The following is a 17284-nucleotide window of genomic DNA, read 5'->3' as shown; positions in this document are numbered from 1 at the left end:
CCCCCGAAGCCGGCCCCGCCCAAACACCCGTGACCGCCGCGGCGGTGCGTGCCACTCCACTGGTGCGCAAGCTGGCACACGAACACGGAATCGATCTGGCCAGTGTCAAAGGTACCGGCCCCGGCGGACGTATCGTGCGGGCCGACATCCAAGACGCCGTAAGCCAGGTCGCTACCTCGACGCCGGCTTCATCCGCTACGGTCCCGGCGACTCCCAAAGCCAGACCGGCACCGGCTACTGCCGAAGGTGACGAACAAGTACCCCTTTCGTCGATACGCCGAATCACGGCACAGCGGCTCACTGAAAGCGCCGCGGCACCGCACTTTTACCTCACCATGAGCGCCGACGTCGACGCGATGCAGAAGCTGCGCGCCGAGCTCAACGCGGAGTTGTTCGACGGCGGAACGAAAGTGAGCATCACCGATCTGCTGATTCGGGCCTGTGCCGTAGCCCTACGTAGCCACATCCACGTCAATTCGTCGTGGGGCGGTGACCACCTCATCCGGCACCGCCATGTGAATATCGGCTGCGCCGTGGCTACCGACAACGGGCTGCTGGTACCCGTTGTCCGCGACGCGGACCGTAAAAGCCTCACCGAGATTGCGCGCGAGGCCCATACCGTCATCGAACGGGCACGAGCCGGCAGGCTCACGCCCGACGAATTGACCGGCAGCACATTCACGATCAGCAACCTCGGGATGTACGGCATCGACCACTTCACCGCCGTCATCAACCCACCCGAGGCCGCAGTCCTCGCTGTCGGCGCAGTGCAGCAAGAGGCCGTCGTCCGCGACGGCCAACTCAGCACGGCCACCACATTGAAGCTCACCCTGACTGTCGACCACCGCGTGCTCGACGGTGCGACCGCCGCGGAATTCCTACAGGCCCTGGTGCACATCCTCGAACACCCGCTGCGCATCATGGCGTGAGGGGCTGTCAGGGGCGGTAGGTGTGCGCCGGTAAGCGCTGATAACAGCGGGGTCGGGGTCGATTCCCAGCCCCGGTCCCTGCGGGACGGAAATCCGGCCTGCCTTCGGGGTGAGGGCATCGCCATAGATGAACGCCTCCAGATCGAATAAGCGCCACTCGATCATGGAGTCGGCGTTACCCAGCGCAGCGGTCGCGTGAAGTGCCGCGAGCAACCCTGGACCGTCGTAGAAGGAGTGCGTCATCACCGGCACGTTGCGGACCGCCGCGAGAGGAAAAACCTTGCACAACTCACTGATCCCTCCCATCTTGGCCGGGCTCGGCTGAACAAAGTCCACCGCCTCCGCAGCGAGCATTCGCTCGAATTCCATCAGGGTGGAGGCGTTTTCGCCGGACGAGATTGAGATACCGGTGCTTTTTCGCAGCTCCGCAAGACCGTCAAAATTCTCCGGCGGCCACAGTGGCTCCTCGAGAAATTTCAGCCGAACTGCCTGGAGTTCGTGAGCGAGCCGACCCACTTGGGACACGGTCCAGGAACAGCCGGCGTCCACGATCAACTCGACGCCGGGACCGGCTTCCTCGCGCGCCGCCCGAATTGCTGACACATCCGCCTCGTGCAGCTTGAGCACGTGAAAGCCGGCATCGATTGCTCGACGAACCGCGATGCGGACCAACGCGGGATCGGCGTAGCAGGCCAGACTTGCATAACACGGCATACTGGTCACTCCGCCGCCAAGGAGCTGAGACACGGGAGCGTCGGCGCGCTTACCGGCGATATCCCACAAGGCGATGTCCACCGCCGATAGTCCGTACATCAACGCGCCGCCGCGCCCGAAAACGTGCAGCTTCCTTTGAATCTCCAGCATCAGGGGCCCGATTCGCGTGGCGTCGCGGCCGATGCAGAGCGGCGCGATTAGTTCGTCGACTGCAAGTTTGGCCGAGTCTACGGCGCGAAAACCGAAGGCCTCCCCCCAACCTTCCGTTCCGTCGCGGGTTGTCACCTTGACGAGCAGCGAGTCTGCCGCAGACAGCGTGTCCCCCCACAGGGAGGCTCCCGGTGTGCTGCCCACCTTGAGCGGGATATGCAGTGGAACCGTCTCGATGTTGGCGATGACTGCGTCGGGTTCGGCGACGGTGGGAGGCATGCGGCTATTTGGCGAGCTCATCGAGGGCGAGGGTGGAGTGCGCGTATGCGCCCCCGGCGCGCATCTCGGCGGCCACCCAGACGGCTTCCATGATCTCCTCGGCGCTGGCGCCTTTGCGGCGGGCGAGCCGGGTGTGGCTCCGGATGCAGTAGGGACATTGGGTGGTGTGCGCGACCGCGACGGCGATGAGCTGTTTGGTCTTCTCCGGTAGCGCGCCCTCGGCGAACGCCGCACGGGAAAACGCCTCGAATGCCTCGTGGGTATGCGGGGCGAGTTCCTTGCGACGGTCGTAGATCTCCTGGGTCGCTTGCGGGTACATGGCGTCCATCGTGAGCACATCTCCTTATCGAATTATGTTGTCCGGCGGGCGGGTTTGATCACGCTGTGCCGAGCACTTGGCGCAGGACGTAGAGCATGATGCCGCCGTGTCGGTAGTAGTCGGCCTCGCCGGGGGTGTCGATGCGTACCACGGCGTCGAACTCGACGTCACCGGCTTTGACGTGGACGGTGCCGGGGATGTTGTCGTTGAGTGCTTCGACACCGGTGATGTCGACGGTCTCTTCACCGGACAGGCCCAGCGAGTCCGCGCTCTGCCCGTCCGGAAACTGCAGCGGCAGCACGCCCATGCCGATCAGGTTGGAGCGGTGGATCCGTTCGTAGGACTCGGCGATCACGGCATGCACACCCAGCAGGGCGGTGCCCTTGGCGGCCCAGTCGCGCGACGAGCCGGAGCCGTACTCCTTGCCGGCGATGATCACCAGCGGTGTACCGGCGTCCAGGTAATTCACGGATGCGTCGTAGATCGTTTCCATCGGACCGCCGGGTTGGGTGAAGTCGCGTGTCCACCCGCCTTCGGTACCCGGAGCGAGTTGGTTGCGCAGCCGGATGTTGGCGAATGTGCCGCGGATCATCACCTCGTGGTTGCCGCGCCGCGAGCCGTAGGAGTTGAAGTCCTTGCGTTGGATTCCGTGCTCGGTGAGGTAGTTGCCAGCGGGCGAGTCGGCCTTGATCGCCCCGGCCGGGCTGATGTGATCAGTGGTGACCGAGTCACCCAGCTTGGCGAGTACGCGCGCACCGGTGATGTCGGTGACCGGTGCGGGTTCGCGGCCCATCCCGTCGAAGTACGGCGGCTTGCGCACATAGGTCGACCCGAGATCCCACTGGAACGTGTCGGTGTCGGGGACCGGTAGCGAGCGCCAGCGGTCGTCGCCCGTATAGACGTCGGCGTAGTCCTTGCTGAACATCCCGGCCTCAATACAGGTGTCGATCACCTGCGTGATCTCGGCGGTCGATGGCCAGACGTCGCGCAGGTGGACCGGTTGCCCGTCGCTGCCGGTGCCCAGCGGGTCGCGAAGCAGGTCCACATGCAGAGTGCCGGCCAATGCGTAGGCGACCACCAGGAGTGGTGAGGCAAGGAAGTTCATCTTGCACTCCGGATGGATGCGCCCCTCGAAGTTGCGGTTTCCCGACAACACCGAGCAGACGGTCAGGTCGTTGTCGGTTACCGCCTGGCTCACCTCGGGGATCAGTGGTCCGGAGTTGCCGATGCAGGTGGTGCAGCCATAGCCCACCAGGTTGAAGCCGAGCTTGTCCAAATATGGTGTCAGGCCGGCTCGCTCGTAGTAGTCGGTGACCACCCGGGACCCAGGGGCCAGCGTGGTCTTGACCCACGGTTTGCGGGTCAGGCCCTTTTCCACCGCCTTTTTCGCCAGCAGCGCTGCACCTACCATCACCGACGGGTTGGATGTGTTGGTGCAGGAGGTGATCGCGGCGATCACCACATGCCCGTTGTCGACGCTCACCCGCTGCCCGTCCACGCTGATCTCGACCGGTTTGTGTGGCCAGTCGGACCCGTCAACGTTGGTTTGCGGCGCATGCGGGAGGTCGCCGGGGCGGTCGCGGCTCACCGCGATCGGATCGCTCGCGGGAAACGACTCCGCGGATGCCTCGTCCAGGCCGATTTCCACCGCCTCGGCGTAGGTCTGACCGGACAGCAGCGCGGCGATGGCCTGGGGAGCGACACGTAGGGGGATGCGGTCTTGCGGCCGCTTGGGCCCGGCGATCGACGGCTCCACCGTGCCCAGGTCCAGTTCGATCGTCTGCGAGAACGTCGGCTCGTGATCCGGGTCGTGCCACAGGCCCTGCTCCTTGGCGTAGGCCTCCACCAACCGGATCCGGGATTCGGGACGCCCGGTCAACCGCAGGTAGTCCAGCGTGACGTCATCGATCGGAAAAATCGCGCAGGTGGCCCCGTACTCCGGGCTCATGTTGCCGATGGTGGCCCGGTTGGCCAGCGGTACGTTGGCCACCCCGGGGCCGTAGAACTCGACGAACTTGCCGACCACACCCGTACGACGCAACAGCTCGGCCACGGTCAGCACCAAGTCGGTTGCGGTGGTCCCGGGCAGCAGCTCGCCGGTCAGCTTCAGACCCAATACCTGCGGAATCAGCATGCTCATCGGCTGGCCGAGCATGGCCGCCTCGGCTTCGATACCACCCACACCCCAGCCCAGCACGCCCAACCCGTTGACCATCGGGGTATGCGAGTCGGTACCGACCAGCGTGTCCGGGTATGCCAGCGTTCCTTCTGCGCTGTCGCGGGCGAACACCACCCGAGACAGGTATTCGAGATTCACCTGGTGGCAGATTCCGGTGTCCGGGGGAACCACGTGAAAGTCCGCGAAGGCCTGCTGGGCCCAACGCAGCAATTGGTAGCGCTCGGCGTTGCGCTCGAACTCCAACTCGGCATTGACACGGAACGCATCTGAGCGCCCGAAGACGTCGGCGATCACCGAGTGGTCGATCACCAACTCGGTCGGGCACAGCGGGTTGATGCGCTTGGTGTCCCCGCCGAGTTCGGCGATGGCATCGCGCATCGCGACCAGATCCACCACACATGGCACCCCGGTGAAGTCCTGCATCAGCACCCGCGCCGGGGTAAAAGCCACCTCCCGGCCATGGTCGGCGGTTGGATCCCAGGCGGCCAGTGCACCGACCTGCTCGGCGGTGACCAGTCGCCCATCCTCATTGCGGAGCAGGTTCTCCAGCAGGACCTTCAGGCTGTATGGCAACCGGGCTGCGCCGTCGATCCGTGCCAGGCGGTGGATGATGTACGTCTCGTCGTCGACCGTGAGCTGATCCTGGGTTGCAAAGCTGTTCGATGCCATCGCATTCACCTCACCGGTTGTAAGCGAGTCCTTCACCAACGTAGTCCGACAAGCGGATTGGCGACAGGGGTTTCAACAAGCGACAAGACATCCCGACATTCCAACACCGGCGGCGCCGACCACGAACCGTCGACGCCGGCGACGAATGAGGTTGCTGGGTGCCAGGTCCACATTACGCGTTCCGGGTTGATACTTCAGCCCGCAACACGTCGGCGAGCGGACGCCGCGGCGTGACCGGAAGTATCTCGCCCAGCGTGGGAGCGACGCCGACCCGGATCAAAACTTGGGGCAGGTCAGTGTGATCCGTTACCGCCGCAAGGAGCTCGCGGCTGACCGACAACTCCGTCAAATGGGTCACCGGGCAGGTGGCAAAGCCGGCCATCGTGCATTCGAGCAGGACGGCCGAGAGCGCTTCTCCGCATGCCAATGCATCGGCGAGGCTGTCAGCGTCGGTGGACAGCATCAGGATCTTCGAGTAATCCTGTCCGATGTTGGTGCGTCTTTCCCCGTTGTGGGTGAGTGGGAAGACTCGATTGACACCTACCCGGTCACTCTCGGCGGCCGAAACCAGGGCAGTATGCGGAATTCCCTCTGACACTACGAACGGTGCTGTCCACCAATCGAGTTCGGAATGATAAGCGGAGTCATACAGGCGCAGCGATTCGGTGAGCTGGGCCGCTTCGGCAAGGCGTGGACGCATCTCGTCGGGCAGTACATCCAGACGCACCGCGTCGGCGCCCACTCGGCCGCGCAGCACGCCCTCAATCGAGTCCCAGGTTGTCGGCGCGGTGCACGGCGACAGGAGCGGAAGCCGGTCGGTTCGGCGCTTGAGGATCGCGTCGGCGCGGCGGCGCTGGTCATTAGTGACGCAGCCCAGGCGGGTGAACTCCACCGTGGCAAGGTGGCCGGGATTGCTCGGGGTGGGAAATCGGTCGACATCGGCCATCCATCCCGCGGCCGCCATCGCCACCCTGAGGTGGTCGAGCACCGCGCCGCAACTGATGTGGGCCTGCCGCGTCGATCGATCCGCGTGCAGGACACGGCTGGAATCCAAGAACAGGTCCAGCCGGCCGCTGTTGGTCACCCACAGCCACGGTTGACTGTTGTACAGCGACGGGGCCCGGCAAGCCAACCGCACCGCATCCTCGATGACCTGGGTTTCAACCGCACCCTCGGTGATGTTGGTTGCCGCCATGGTATCCAACATGACCAACCTCCAAATACCTTTTCTCCCAGGGTTTCTGCGGCCTACATCCTGCCGATGCCGTCACAGGCTCATTCGTGCGGTGGGTGACGATCGGGTCCCTTGCAGGTCTGCTATTATTAATGAATAATATCCGTTAAATAGCCGGAGGGCAAGAGGACGAGAGGACACCTCGGGTGGCTGACCACAACGACCGCAGGGCCCGACGAGTGCACCGCGGGCCACGAAACCGGCAACGCCAACGGATCCTGGATTTGGTGCGTGAGCACGACGGAGCCGTCGACGCGACCGAGCTTGCCGAACGGTTGCGACTGCACGTGACCACGGTGCGATTTCACCTCGACGCGCTGTGTAACCAGGGAGCCATCGAGCGCACCCGCATGACACGCGCCGGCGTGGGCCGTCCCCGCACCGGCTACATGGCCGTACGCGACCGGCTGGACTATCGAAACCTCGCCGAAATATTGGCCTTGGAACTGGGCGAGACCGCCGATCAGCGGCGTCGACGCGCCGAGGCTGCCGGGCGGCGTTGGGCTGAGCGCATCCAGGTCGGGTCGGCGAGCGACGTTGATGCGGGACTCGATGTTTCGGACGGAACTACGCCCGGTGAGACCCTCGAGGATCGAGCGGCGATGGTCGCGTCGGTTTTCGCGCGGATGGGGTTCGGTCCTGAGCTGACGCCGGCCGTGACGTCGACCGCCGGCACCCAGCAGACCATCCGTCTGCACGCCTGTCCGGTCCGGGACCTGGCCCGCGCCCACCCGGAGGTGGGGTGCGCCTTGCACCGGGGGCTACTGCAGGGCCTGCTCACCAACGCGACAGCGACCGAAGGCCGGGCGAAAAAGTCACCCCGTTCGGCGCTGCAGGCCGAGCTGGAGCCGTTTGTCGAACCCGACCTGTGCCTTGCCAGGGTGATCGCGAATGACTGAGCTGCAGGCGCCACCTGGCCACGCGAGCACGGACCTGACCACCCGCGCCGATGTGGAGGAATTACTGCGCCGGTTTTACGGCCGCGTGCTGCTCGACGATGTGCTCGCCGAGCCCTTCGCCGAGTTGCGGATCAGGGGTCTAGGTGCTCACATTCCGGTGATGTGCGACTTCTGGGAAACCGTGCTGTTTCGCTCCGGACTCTACCGGGGCAGCGCACTGCACGCCCACCGCCACGTCCACCACCAGACTCCGCTGAGCGGCCGGCACTTCGTGCGCTGGCTGACCATGTGGAACAACACCGTCGACGAGATGTATCGCGGACCGGTCGCCGAACACGCGAAGATCCAAGCCGCCCGAATCGCCTGGGCCATGCACCGTCGGCTAACCGGGACCGACACGCCAGAACTCGACATGCTGGTCGCACGCTGAACTGGGACCGGACGAAAGAAACTTTGGATCGCTGATCGGTGCACGTTTTGTCGACGGCCGGGGAACGTGGCCGTGGGAGTTTGGAATGCGCAAACGTCCGCGAACCGCGGAAACTGTCAACGACACCGAACTTCTTCAACCTACCGATTCGGGCCACACGCGAGAACCGTGCGGCGAATGGCAGACCTCCGTCCGCGACAAGCGGCATCGACCAAAGTTGGCTTTGCGTCAAACCATCTGCGACGCAACATAACTGGTGGACACGGTACAAAAAGCGACGAGAAAGCCTCCGGCGTCAAGAGAAGTGCCGCCTTAGTTTCGTGAAGCGCAACAAGGCATTCGGACGCATCGGGGCAGAAGTTCATCGAACGGTCCAGGTCGCGCACTCGCGTCAATTTCCTCACCGATCTTGTCTCGCGGCGGCACCCGGTGCACCCCAAGCAACCGGGCATCATCGACTGCCTGCGTCGCCGGCGAGGCCGCTCAGCCCAGCATCTGGGCGAGCACGGTGGCCTCGCTGATGTCGACGGCCTTGCTTGCCGTGAGCAGGGTGAGGTTTCGGTCCTTTGCCAGGGTCCGCAGATGTGCCAGCGCCTCGGCCCGTTCGGGTTGGGTCAGCTCCTCGCGGTAGCGGCGGGCGAACTCCGTGAACCGTTCCGGGTCGTGGCGATACCACTTGCGCAGCTCGGTGGAGGGGGCGATCGTCTTGCACCACTCGTCCAGGTTCGCTTTCTCCTTGGTCATGCCGCGCGGCCAGATCCGGTCCACCAGCACGCGGTTGCCATCCCCGCGGGCCGGGTCGTCGTAAACGCGGCGCACCTGCACCTTGTGTGTGCCCATTTGCTGCCTCCTGTCGGTGGGCCGCGTCGACGGCTTTCGTGTTGGTGCGTCGCACCTTCTCGATCTTCTTCAACTGTCCCCTTGATCGGTCGCGCTGACCAGTGCGTGTTGACACCCGCTGCCGTGTCTGCGCACGACCCGGTCAGCCGACGTCCACAACGAGGAGGTGTGGGTCCGGCCACCGAGCGCAGTTGACGTACGCGTCCGTCAGGCGATTGGAGCAGGCCGACAGTGGGTTGGCAGATCGGCGTAGGTTCATTCATGTTGATTCCTCAGCCAGCCCGCGATGAGGTCGGCTGTGAGTGGACGCCGCTCGCCAGGAGTTCCCATGACATCTCAGGACCATGTCACCCTCAGCGCACTCACCGGCACCGGCGTGACGGTCAAGAATGCCACTGACGACATGCGCGGGCGGAAGGTAACGGACAGGGACGGAATGGACGTCGGCAAGGTGCACGACGTGTTCGTCGACGACCGCGAACGCAAGGCCCGCTTCCTGCTCGTCGAACGCGGCGGTTTGCTCGGTATCGACGAAAAGAAGTCGTTCATTCCAGTCGACGTGATCCGCCGGACCACCAGTGACGACGTCTACATCAACGACACTCGTGACCACGTCGCCGAGGCGCCCGGCTATGACCCTTACCTGGTCAATGACCGCAGCTACCAGAGCAGCATCTATGACCACTACGGCTGCGCGCCGTACTGGTCAGCCAGCTACACCTATCCGGGCTTCAATCTGTAACGCGAGGTCCGACGGGCTGGCAGGTTGGGTGGTAACGACCCGTTAGACGCTCGCGGCGCACCGTGGCGGCTCCCCGCTGGGGAGGAGAGCAGACGAGGTGAGGATGACCGCTGACAACCGGAGTGCGGTGGTGGACCTACGGTGATCTGCGGAATCGCCCGGGACCTTGGCGCGCAAGCGGTTGACGCGGATGCAAGCGGTTGGCCTCACGGTAGCTTGGCCACGGTAAGCAAGATCGCCGAGTCTTCCAGCGCCTGCAGGCCGTGACGGGCGTCGGGCACCTTCAACAGGTCACCGGACCGGCCCTCCCAGGACTGGCCTTTGGATGTCAAGCGGACCCGACCGCGCAGGACGTGCACCGTGGCCTCCCCGGGGTTGTTGTGTTCGTCCAACTCGGTGCCTTTGATCATGGCGATGACGGTCTGGCGCAGCACCCGTTCATGACCGCCGACGACGGTGTCGGCGGCACACCGGCCACCGTGGGCAGCAGCCAGTTCGAGCTGCTGAGTGGCCAGCGCGTCCAGAGAGATCCGTTGCATGACTCTCAGCGTAAGCGATTGTCCGATCGCGCGAACCGGGCGATCGTCAACGGCAGGGATCTGTCAACATGTCTGGCTTCGCGACACCGGTCCCATTGCGTGGATGGATCGCGTGACACTGCTACCTGAACGGCGTAGCGTCAAAATCGCTGAGCAGCAGCTGTTCCGACACTAGGGCGCCGCCACCAGGTCGCACGTTCGTCATCGAAACCGCATCGCCGGAAACTCACCTGCGGCGAATCCTGGTCCGCGCCTTATCTTGGGCCGCTCACCCGCGACGTTGCTCGCGTCGTGCGGCTTGCTGCGTTCAGTCATGAGGGCTCCATATTGTCCAAGCGCCGACAGGACCGAATATGACCACCAGACAGCAAACATTCGTGATCGTGGGCGCGGGGCTGGCCGGCGCCAAAGCGGCCGAGGCACTGCGCACCGACGGTTTCACCGGCCGGGTCGTGCTGCTCGGCGAGGAAACCGAACGGCCCTACGACCGGCCCCCGCTGTCCAAGGACTACCTGCAAGGCAAGTCGGAGAAGGACAAGATCTACGTCCACCCCAAGGCTTGGTACGCCGAGCACGACATCGAGCTGCGATTAGACACCCGGGTGACCGGCCTCGACCTCGCCGCCCACCGCCTCAGCGTCACCGGCGGTGAGCGGATCGGCTACGACAAGTTGCTGTTGGCGACCGGGTCGGCCGTGCGCCGCCTGAGCGTGCCCGGCGCCGAGTTCGACGGCGTGTACTACCTGCGGAGCCTCGCCGACTGCGAAGCGATCAAGGCCGCGTTCGCCGCCGCCGGGCGGGTGGCGATCATCGGGGCGGGCTGGATCGGGCTGGAAACCGCCGCCGCCGCCCGGGCCGCCGACTGTGAGGTCACCGTGATCGAGATGGGTGAGCTGCCGCTGCTCGAGGTGCTGGGCCGCGAGGTGGCCGAGATCTATGCTGCCCTGCACCGCGCACACGGCGTCACTCTGTGTTTGGGCGCCGGCGTCGAAGAAATCACCGGGACGAACCGCCGCGCCACCGGGGTGCGTCTTGCCGACGGCAGCGTGATCGACGCCGACGCCGTCGTGGTCGGCGTGGGCATCACACCCAACGCCGCGCTGGCCGAGGCGGCCGGACTGCACGTCGACAACGGCGTCGTCGTCGACGAACACCTGGCCACTTCCGACCCCGACGTCGTCGCCGCCGGGGACGTTGCCAACGCCTACTACCCCCACCTGCGCACCCACCTGCGTCTTGAGCACTGGTCGGCCGCGCTCAACCAGCCAGCGGTGGCCGCGGCCACCATGCTCGGGCGCGACGCGGCCTATGATCGCGTGCCCTACTTCTTCTCCGACCAGTACGAGATGGGCATGGAGTACTCCGGCTACGTCGCGAGGGGCAACTACGATGAGGTGGTCTTCCGCGGCGACGTGGCCAAGGGCGAATACGTCGCCTTTTGGTTGCATCACGGTCGGGTGCTGGCCGGCATGAACGTCAACGTATGGGACCTCACCGACACGATCGCTGCCCTGGTCCGCTCCGGCCGGCCGGTCGACCGGGCGAAGCTCGTCGACCCCGACGTGCCGCTGGACCAGGTCGCCGGCGGACCTGCGTCGGGGGCGCGATGATGACGGCGCCGATGACTGCCCAACGGCTCGACCGCGCCGCCCACCTGGTTACCCCACTGTGGGTGGACTCGATCCGCTGCAGCACCCAGCCGGGCTCTGGCACCCGAGCTATCGGCGGAACAGCTTGTTGCCCAGCCAGACCGCGGGGTCGTACCTGCGGCCGGCGACGCGTTCCTTCATCGGGATGATGGCGTTGTCGGTGATCTTGATGTTTTCCGGGCACACCTCGGTGCAGCATTTGGTGATGTTGCACAATCCCAGGCCCTCATGGTCCTGGGCGAGGTCTCGACGGTCAGCGGTATCGAGTGGGTGCATCTCGAGTTCGGCGATGCGGATGAAGAACCGCGGGCCGGCATAGGCCTTCTTGTTGTCCTCGTGGTCGCGGATCACGTGGCAGACGTTTTGACACAGGAAGCACTCGATGCACTTGCGGAACTCCTGCGAGCGCTGTATGTCGACCTGTGCCATCCGGTACTCACCGGGCTGCAATCCCCTGGGCGGCGCGAAAGACGGTATCTCCCGGGTCTTCTCGTAGTTGAACGACACGTCGGTGACCAGGTCGCGGATGACCGGGAAAGTGCGCATCGGCGTCACGGTCACGACCTCGTTCTCGGCGAACGTGGACATCCGCGTCATACACATCAACTTCGGGTGACCATTGATTTCTGCCGAGCACGATCCGCACTTGCCCGCTTTACAATTCCAGCGCACCGCGAGTTCGGGTGTCTGGGTCTGCTGCAGACGGTGGATGACGTCGAGCACCACCTCGCCCTGGTTGACTTCGACGGTGAAGTCCCGCAAGGCGTCGCCGTCCTGGTCGCCACGCCATACCCGAATGCTCGCGTTGTAGCTCATCTGGGCTTCTCCATCCTGGATGCCGGGCCAGTTCGTCGCCGGTTGTTCGAGGAAGGATGATCGGCGGAAGCCGGGTTTCGCCAGTGTGGGGGCGCGGCTCGGGGATTTCGCAGCTGGTGGGATGGACTGCTGCACCGATCGGTAGTCGGCCTCGCGGTAGTGGTAGCAGGTGATCCGGAAGGCCAGCAGGAACGGTAACACCAGCTTTCCCAATGGGATCCACGCCGCGAACCGTCCCAACCAGACACGGAGGTGGCTGGCGCTGGGCGCGCAGGACGCGCCGATGCACGGTGAGTGGAACGGGGTCGGGTACTGGTAATCCTTGACCCAATAGGAGCTGCCCCAGAACGCCCGGACGGTTGCGTAGATGATGAACGCGGCCGAGCCGATGTTGACTATCAGCGGTGGGAACCAACCACGCATCGGTGCCCGGATCGGAGAGCTCCTCATCGGCGGGCCGGCGCAGCGGCTTGTCGGATGTCTCGGTTTCGCGGGTGTCGGTGTTGAGCCGGTCGAGGTCATTTTGGCTTCGCTGCGCGTTGCTCACGATTTTTGGATCGTTAGCCATAAGGCGCCGTGCCTGATCTGTTGCGGATGCCGTGCTGGAGCTTCGCGGTCCAGCTGCTATGCGGTCGGGGTCATTTCGCGTTTCTCGTCGGCGCCCACGACGGCTTCGCGCCCGATGTATAGCTCGTTGCGCATCCGTTCGATCATGTGCGGGTAGTGCAGCTCGAAGGCGGGCCGTTCGGAGCGGATGCGGGGCAGTTCGGTGAAGTTGTGCCGCGGCGGGGGGCAGCTGGTCGCCCATTCCAGCGAGTTGCCGTGTCCCCACGGGTCATCGACGGTGACCGGTTCGCCGTAGCGCCAGCTCGTGAACACGTTCCACACGAACGGCAGCATCGACACGCCCAGGATGAGCGCCCCGATAGTGGAGACGATGTTCAGCGGTTGGAAACCGTCGGTGGGCAGGTAGTCGGCGTAGCGGCGGGGCATGCCCATATTGCCCAGCCAGTGTTGGACCAAAAAGGTGGTGTGAAAACCGATCAGGGTCAGCCAGAAGTGCAGCTTGCCCAGCCGCTCGTCGAGCAGCCGGCCGGTCATCTTGGGGAACCAGAAGTAGATGCCGGCGAAGGTAGCGAACACGATCGTGCCGAACAGCACGTAGTGGAAATGCGCGACCAGGAAGTAGGTGTCGGTGACGTGGAAGTCGATCGGTGGGCTGGCCAGCAGCACCCCGGAGAGCCCGCCCAGCAGGAACGTCACCAGAAAGCCCACCGCGAACAACATCGGGGTTTGAAAGGTCAGCTGCCCTCTCCAGATGGTGCCGATCCAATTGACGAACTTGATCCCGGTAGGCACCGCGATGAGATAGCTCATGAACGAGAAGAACGGCAGCAGCACCGCGCCGGTGGCGAACATGTGGTGCGCCCAGACCGCAGTGGAGAGCCCGGCGATGCTGATGGTGGCATAGACCATTGTGGTGTAGCCGAAGATCGGTTTGCGAGCGAACACGGGGATGACTTCGGTGATGATGCCGAAGAACGGCAGCGCCACGATGTAGACCTCGGGGTGGCCGAAAAACCAGAACAGGTGCTGCCACAGGATCACCCCGCCGTTGGCGGGGTCATAGACGTGGGCGCCCAGGTGCCGGTCGGCGGCCAACCCGAACAGCGCCGCGGTCAACAGCGGGAAGGCGCTCAGCACCATGATGCTGGTAACCAGGATGTTCCAGGTGAAGACCGGCATGCGGAACATCGTCATCCCCGGTGCGCGCAGGCACACCACCGTGGTGATCATGTTGACCGCGCCCAGGATGGTACCCAGGCCGCCGACCGCCAAACCCAGGATCCACAGGTCGCCGCTCACGCCCGGGCTGTGGACAGCATTGGACAGCGGCGCGTAGGCGGTCCAACCGAAGTCCGCGGCCCCACCCGGGGTGATGAATCCCGAGATCGCGATCAGCCCGCCGAATACGAACAGCCAAAATGACAGGGCGTTGAGCCGGGGGAACGCCACGTCGGGTGCGCCGATCTGCAACGGCAGCACCAGGTTCGCGAACCCAAACACAATCGGGGTGGCATAAAACAGCAGCATAATCGTGCCGTGCATGGTGAACAGCTGGTTGTATTGCTCGGTCGACAGGAACTGCAGCCCGGGTGCGGCGAGTTCGGCGCGCATCAGCAACGCCAGCAGGCCGCCAATGAAGAAGAATGTGAAGCAGGCGACCATGTACATGATGCCGATCAGCTTGTGATCGGTCGTTGTGATCAGCTTGTAGAGCAGACTGCCCTTCGGCCCCAGCCGCGCAGGAAAGGGGCGACGTGCCAACAATTCTCGCGGGGCCGCTTCGATGGTCATCACGTCCTCCAATACTCGGTGCCGTTGTTGAGCTTCCGCTCGATCCGCCCCGTCAGCTTCGACGTTGCCGGCCGTCACCGGCGTTGCCGGTGGGTTTGTGAGCGACGATCGCAACGGCGGTCAACCGCTCGCGGTGCGTGCGGAAGGTGCCACGCATCAGGGCGACTCGTCGGCGGGCATCAGGGTGGATCAACAGGTTTTTGGTGAACCGCAACGCCCCCAGGAGGCCTTCGTCGGCGATCAGGCGTCGCGGTCGTAACAGCGCCATCGGCGCGGTCGCGACATGGTCGACGACCAGACCATGGTCCGCCAGCAGTTGTGTCCACTCGGCAACAGTCAGAGGACGGGCGTTGACTTTGATCGCTCGGGCAAGCGACTGCCGGACATCGGTCTTGAGCTCATCGGAGATGGTGTCGGGCGTCAACGCGAGCTCGTGTACGGCGTAGCGCCCGCCCGGCCGCAGCACCCGCGACGCCTCTGCCACGATGGCGTGCTTGGCCGGGTCGCCTTGCATTGTCAGCATCGCCTCACCGATGACGACGTCTCTACTGGCAGCAGGCAGGCCAGTCTTAGCCGCGTCGGCGACCCGGACCTCCCCCCGTCCATGAATAACGTTGCGAACTGACCGAGCGGCGTCGGGGTCTTGCTCGACACCTACGTATGACCGGGGACGCCGAGCAAGGATCTCGGTCGCCGTGCGGCCGAGACCTGGGGCCAGCTCGAGCACGTCGGTGTCGGTCACACCGGCGTCGGACAGCAGCGTGCGGGTCAGCCCAATACCGCCAGGGCGCAATACCCGCTTGCCCAGCCGCGCCAGCAGCCAATGCCCTTGCACGGCCTCATCGCCGCGGCCGGACCACGGCAGCGTGGATTGATTATTTTGGCGGACGTTACTCATCGGACCGCCGCCCGCACGGTAGGGGTCAGGGGCAGGATTTCCCGCTTTTGGTGCACGGTCAGGTAGCGCAATCCGTCCGGACCGGCGGTGAACTGTCGCCGTGACCGACGCGGTAGCCACACGAGGGTGCCGGGGGCGAGTTCGATGGTGTCCTGCTCGGTGATCAGCTGGCCGCTGCCGGACAGCACGTGGATCAAGACGTCGACGTCGGCCCCGGTGTGCGTGTCGATTCCGCCGTTGGGTGCCAGCGCGATGACATTCGAGTCCAGGTCACGTTCGCGGACCTGCAGCTTCCACTCCACCCCGGGTACACCCGGTTCCGCGTCGGCGCCCGCGTTATCGGCGGTGTTCGTCACAATCCGCGGCAGCGGGGTGGTGGTGAGTTTGCTGATCCGGATCCGCCAGACCGTCGGGCCTTTCTCGAGGTACTCCCAGCCGTAGCTGCCGACGTGATCGGCCTCGAATTCCTCATGGAGGTGCTGGGGGTCGTGGTTGTTGACCAGCACGAATGAGCCCCCGACCGGCAGGTCGGCGTAGGTGGCGAAGATCGCCGGATGCTTCTCGGGTTTGCGCAGCTGTCGCACGTCGAGTTCGTTGTCTACCATAGCTTTTCGCATCTCCCATAGTTTTCACAAATGCACTTGTGTAAACACTACCGCATCGGTGTGCGATAGGGAAGCCTTGCCTACATTCCAAGGCCGTCCGTTGCTCGACGCATTAGATGGTTTGGTGACGTCCGAAGAATTCGTGGTCTTCGTTGTAACCGCCGTAACCGCTGCCGAGCTCGGAGTAGTGCGCGACAAACTCAATGCCCTTGAGCCACTTCACATGCCGGAAGCCGTGCTGCAATTCATTGCGTAGCCGCAGCGGCGCCCCGTGGCCGTAGCTCACCGGTTCGCCGTTCATGTCGTAGGCCAGCATGGTCAGATGGTTGCTCATCTGCTCGATCGGGTGTGCGACGTAGTAGATCCCGCCGTCGGCGCCGGGACCCAGTGAGTAGAACACCACCCATTTGGCCTCGGGCAGCGGTTTGACGATGTCCATGATCGTGCGCATCGACACGCCACCCCATTTGGCGACACCCGACCAGCCCTGGATGCAGAAATGTTGGGTGATCTGTTCGTGGTAGGGCAGGTCATGCAGCTCGGCCAGCGAGAACTCGGTCGGGTGCTCGACGAGGCCGTAGACCCGTAGCCGCCAATCCACGAAGTTGTTCTTCTCCAACTCCTTGTAGTCAACGGTTTCCGGGTAGGTGCCGTTGTGCCAGAAGTACGGCGAGATGTCGTTTTCGGTGAACGCGCCCGGCTTCGGGTTGGTGTACTCGAACAGCCGCTGCAGCGGCCCGATGAGTGCGTAGCCGACCCGCTGCACCACTCGGGGATGGCGATAGGTGAACGGCGTGGCGGCCACCCAGCCGACGGCCACCACCACCATGGCCGCGGTGAAGATCGCGAACCCGACCCAGCTGTTGTCGTCGCGGGCGGCGAACATGTGGTTGAGGTTCCGCAGCGCCTCGGTGGCGAAGACCATCGTGACGTGGGTAACGATGAAGAACAGGAAATACGGTTCTATTGCCATGAATGTGGGTCGGGTGGGGTGTGCTATGTCTCGCGTGGCGTGACGGTCTGGGCGCACGGGCA

Annotated in this window: 15 protein-coding genes and 2 pseudogenes; 5 read left to right on the top strand and 12 right to left on the bottom strand. The window is 64.5% G+C overall.

The genetic code is table 11. The features are described from left to right. The first annotated feature begins 29 nt into the window (after positions 1-29). Positions 30-929: a dihydrolipoamide acetyltransferase family protein gene (locus FPZ47_RS21555; protein WP_145039586.1), complete on the top strand. Its 900-nt coding sequence runs from the start codon at positions 30-32 to the stop codon at positions 927-929. On the opposite strand, the gene FPZ47_RS21550 is transcribed toward FPZ47_RS21555, so the two are convergent. The 4 genes from FPZ47_RS21550 to FPZ47_RS21535 all read right to left on the bottom strand — a co-directional run bounded on the left by FPZ47_RS21550 (position 879) and on the right by FPZ47_RS21535 (position 6446). Then, positions 879-2072 (bottom strand): mandelate racemase/muconate lactonizing enzyme family protein, encoded by a 1194-nt coding sequence (locus FPZ47_RS21550; protein ID WP_144954079.1) that lies wholly within the window; start codon positions 2070-2072, stop codon positions 879-881. The two genes, FPZ47_RS21555 and FPZ47_RS21550, sit on opposite strands and share 51 nt — an antisense overlap. A 4-nt stretch (positions 2073-2076) precedes the next feature. Then, positions 2077-2400, bottom strand: coding sequence for a carboxymuconolactone decarboxylase family protein (locus FPZ47_RS21545; protein ID WP_246133488.1), 324 nt, complete (start codon positions 2398-2400; stop codon positions 2077-2079). 49 nt (positions 2401-2449) lie between these two features. Beyond that, positions 2450-5239, bottom strand: coding sequence for an aconitate hydratase AcnA (gene acnA, locus FPZ47_RS21540; protein WP_144954081.1), 2790 nt, complete (start codon positions 5237-5239; stop codon positions 2450-2452). A gap of 172 nt (positions 5240-5411) precedes the next feature. Continuing rightward, positions 5412-6446, bottom strand: coding sequence for an Acg family FMN-binding oxidoreductase (locus FPZ47_RS21535; RefSeq protein WP_281291874.1), 1035 nt, complete (start codon positions 6444-6446; stop codon positions 5412-5414). A 173-nt stretch (positions 6447-6619) separates the two neighbouring features. Here FPZ47_RS21535 and FPZ47_RS21530 point away from each other — a divergent pair, with 173 nt between their 5' ends. Together FPZ47_RS21530 and FPZ47_RS21525 are read left to right on the top strand one after the other, a co-directional pair. Continuing rightward, entirely contained in the window at positions 6620-7372 is a 753-nt protein-coding gene (locus tag FPZ47_RS21530) for a helix-turn-helix transcriptional regulator (RefSeq protein ID WP_144954084.1), read from the top strand. Next, the gene (locus FPZ47_RS21525; protein ID WP_144954087.1) at positions 7365-7802 is read left to right on the top strand and encodes a group III truncated hemoglobin; all 438 of its coding nucleotides are present in this window, start codon (positions 7365-7367) and stop codon (positions 7800-7802) included. Before FPZ47_RS21530 ends, FPZ47_RS21525 begins: the two co-directional genes overlap by 8 nt. A 483-nt stretch (positions 7803-8285) precedes the next feature. Here the strand turns inward: FPZ47_RS21525 and FPZ47_RS21520 are convergent, their stop codons facing one another. After that, positions 8286-8642, bottom strand: a complete 357-nt coding sequence (locus tag FPZ47_RS21520) for a DUF488 domain-containing protein (protein ID WP_144954090.1) — start codon at positions 8640-8642, stop codon at positions 8286-8288. 328 nt (positions 8643-8970) lie between these two features. Between FPZ47_RS21520 and FPZ47_RS21515 the strand changes: the two genes are divergently transcribed. After that, positions 8971-9384, top strand: coding sequence for a PRC-barrel domain-containing protein (locus FPZ47_RS21515; protein ID WP_144954093.1), 414 nt, complete (start codon positions 8971-8973; stop codon positions 9382-9384). A 206-nt stretch (positions 9385-9590) separates the two neighbouring features. On the opposite strand, the gene FPZ47_RS21510 is transcribed toward FPZ47_RS21515, so the two are convergent. After that, positions 9591-9923, bottom strand: coding sequence for a cupin domain-containing protein (locus FPZ47_RS21510; RefSeq protein ID WP_144954096.1), 333 nt, complete (start codon positions 9921-9923; stop codon positions 9591-9593). A gap of 353 nt (positions 9924-10276) precedes the next feature. Between FPZ47_RS21510 and FPZ47_RS21505 the strand changes: the two genes are divergently transcribed. After that, positions 10277-11533: an NAD(P)/FAD-dependent oxidoreductase gene (locus FPZ47_RS21505; RefSeq protein ID WP_144954099.1), complete on the top strand. Its 1257-nt coding sequence runs from the start codon at positions 10277-10279 to the stop codon at positions 11531-11533. A 108-nt stretch (positions 11534-11641) separates the two neighbouring features. Here FPZ47_RS21505 and FPZ47_RS21500 read toward each other — a convergent pair whose 3' ends face one another. The 6 genes and pseudogenes from FPZ47_RS21500 to FPZ47_RS21480 form a co-directional block, all read right to left on the bottom strand. Next, positions 11642-12388: a succinate dehydrogenase/fumarate reductase iron-sulfur subunit gene (locus FPZ47_RS21500; RefSeq protein WP_144954123.1), complete on the bottom strand. Its 747-nt coding sequence runs from the start codon at positions 12386-12388 to the stop codon at positions 11642-11644. A gap of 55 nt (positions 12389-12443) precedes the next feature. After that, positions 12444-12802 (bottom strand): annotated as a pseudogene (locus FPZ47_RS29745) (hypothetical protein); the annotation flags it as partial. Positions 12803-13012: 210 nt separating this feature from the next. Then, complete coding sequence (gene ctaD / locus FPZ47_RS21495) at positions 13013-14746, bottom strand: aa3-type cytochrome oxidase subunit I (protein ID WP_144954102.1); 1734 nt, start codon at positions 14744-14746, stop codon at positions 13013-13015. A gap of 52 nt (positions 14747-14798) precedes the next feature. Continuing rightward, a complete protein-coding gene (locus FPZ47_RS21490; protein ID WP_144954105.1) occupies positions 14799-15644 on the bottom strand; it encodes a class I SAM-dependent methyltransferase in 846 nt (281 codons plus the stop codon). Next, complete coding sequence (locus FPZ47_RS21485) at positions 15641-16249, bottom strand: DUF2249 domain-containing protein (RefSeq protein WP_144954108.1); 609 nt, start codon at positions 16247-16249, stop codon at positions 15641-15643. Before FPZ47_RS21485 ends, FPZ47_RS21490 begins: the two co-directional genes overlap by 4 nt. A gap of 112 nt (positions 16250-16361) precedes the next feature. Then, positions 16362-17207, bottom strand: a pseudogene (locus FPZ47_RS21480) (molybdopterin-dependent oxidoreductase); the annotation flags it as partial. Positions 17208-17284: the final 77 nt, after the last annotated feature.

Source organism: Mycobacterium helveticum, from assembly GCF_007714205.1.
In the GTDB taxonomy this organism is placed as follows: Bacteria; Actinomycetota; Actinomycetes; order Mycobacteriales; family Mycobacteriaceae; genus Mycobacterium; species Mycobacterium helveticum.
The sequence above is the reverse complement of the archived record's forward strand: the minus strand, read 5'-3'. Positions and strand labels throughout refer to the sequence as shown.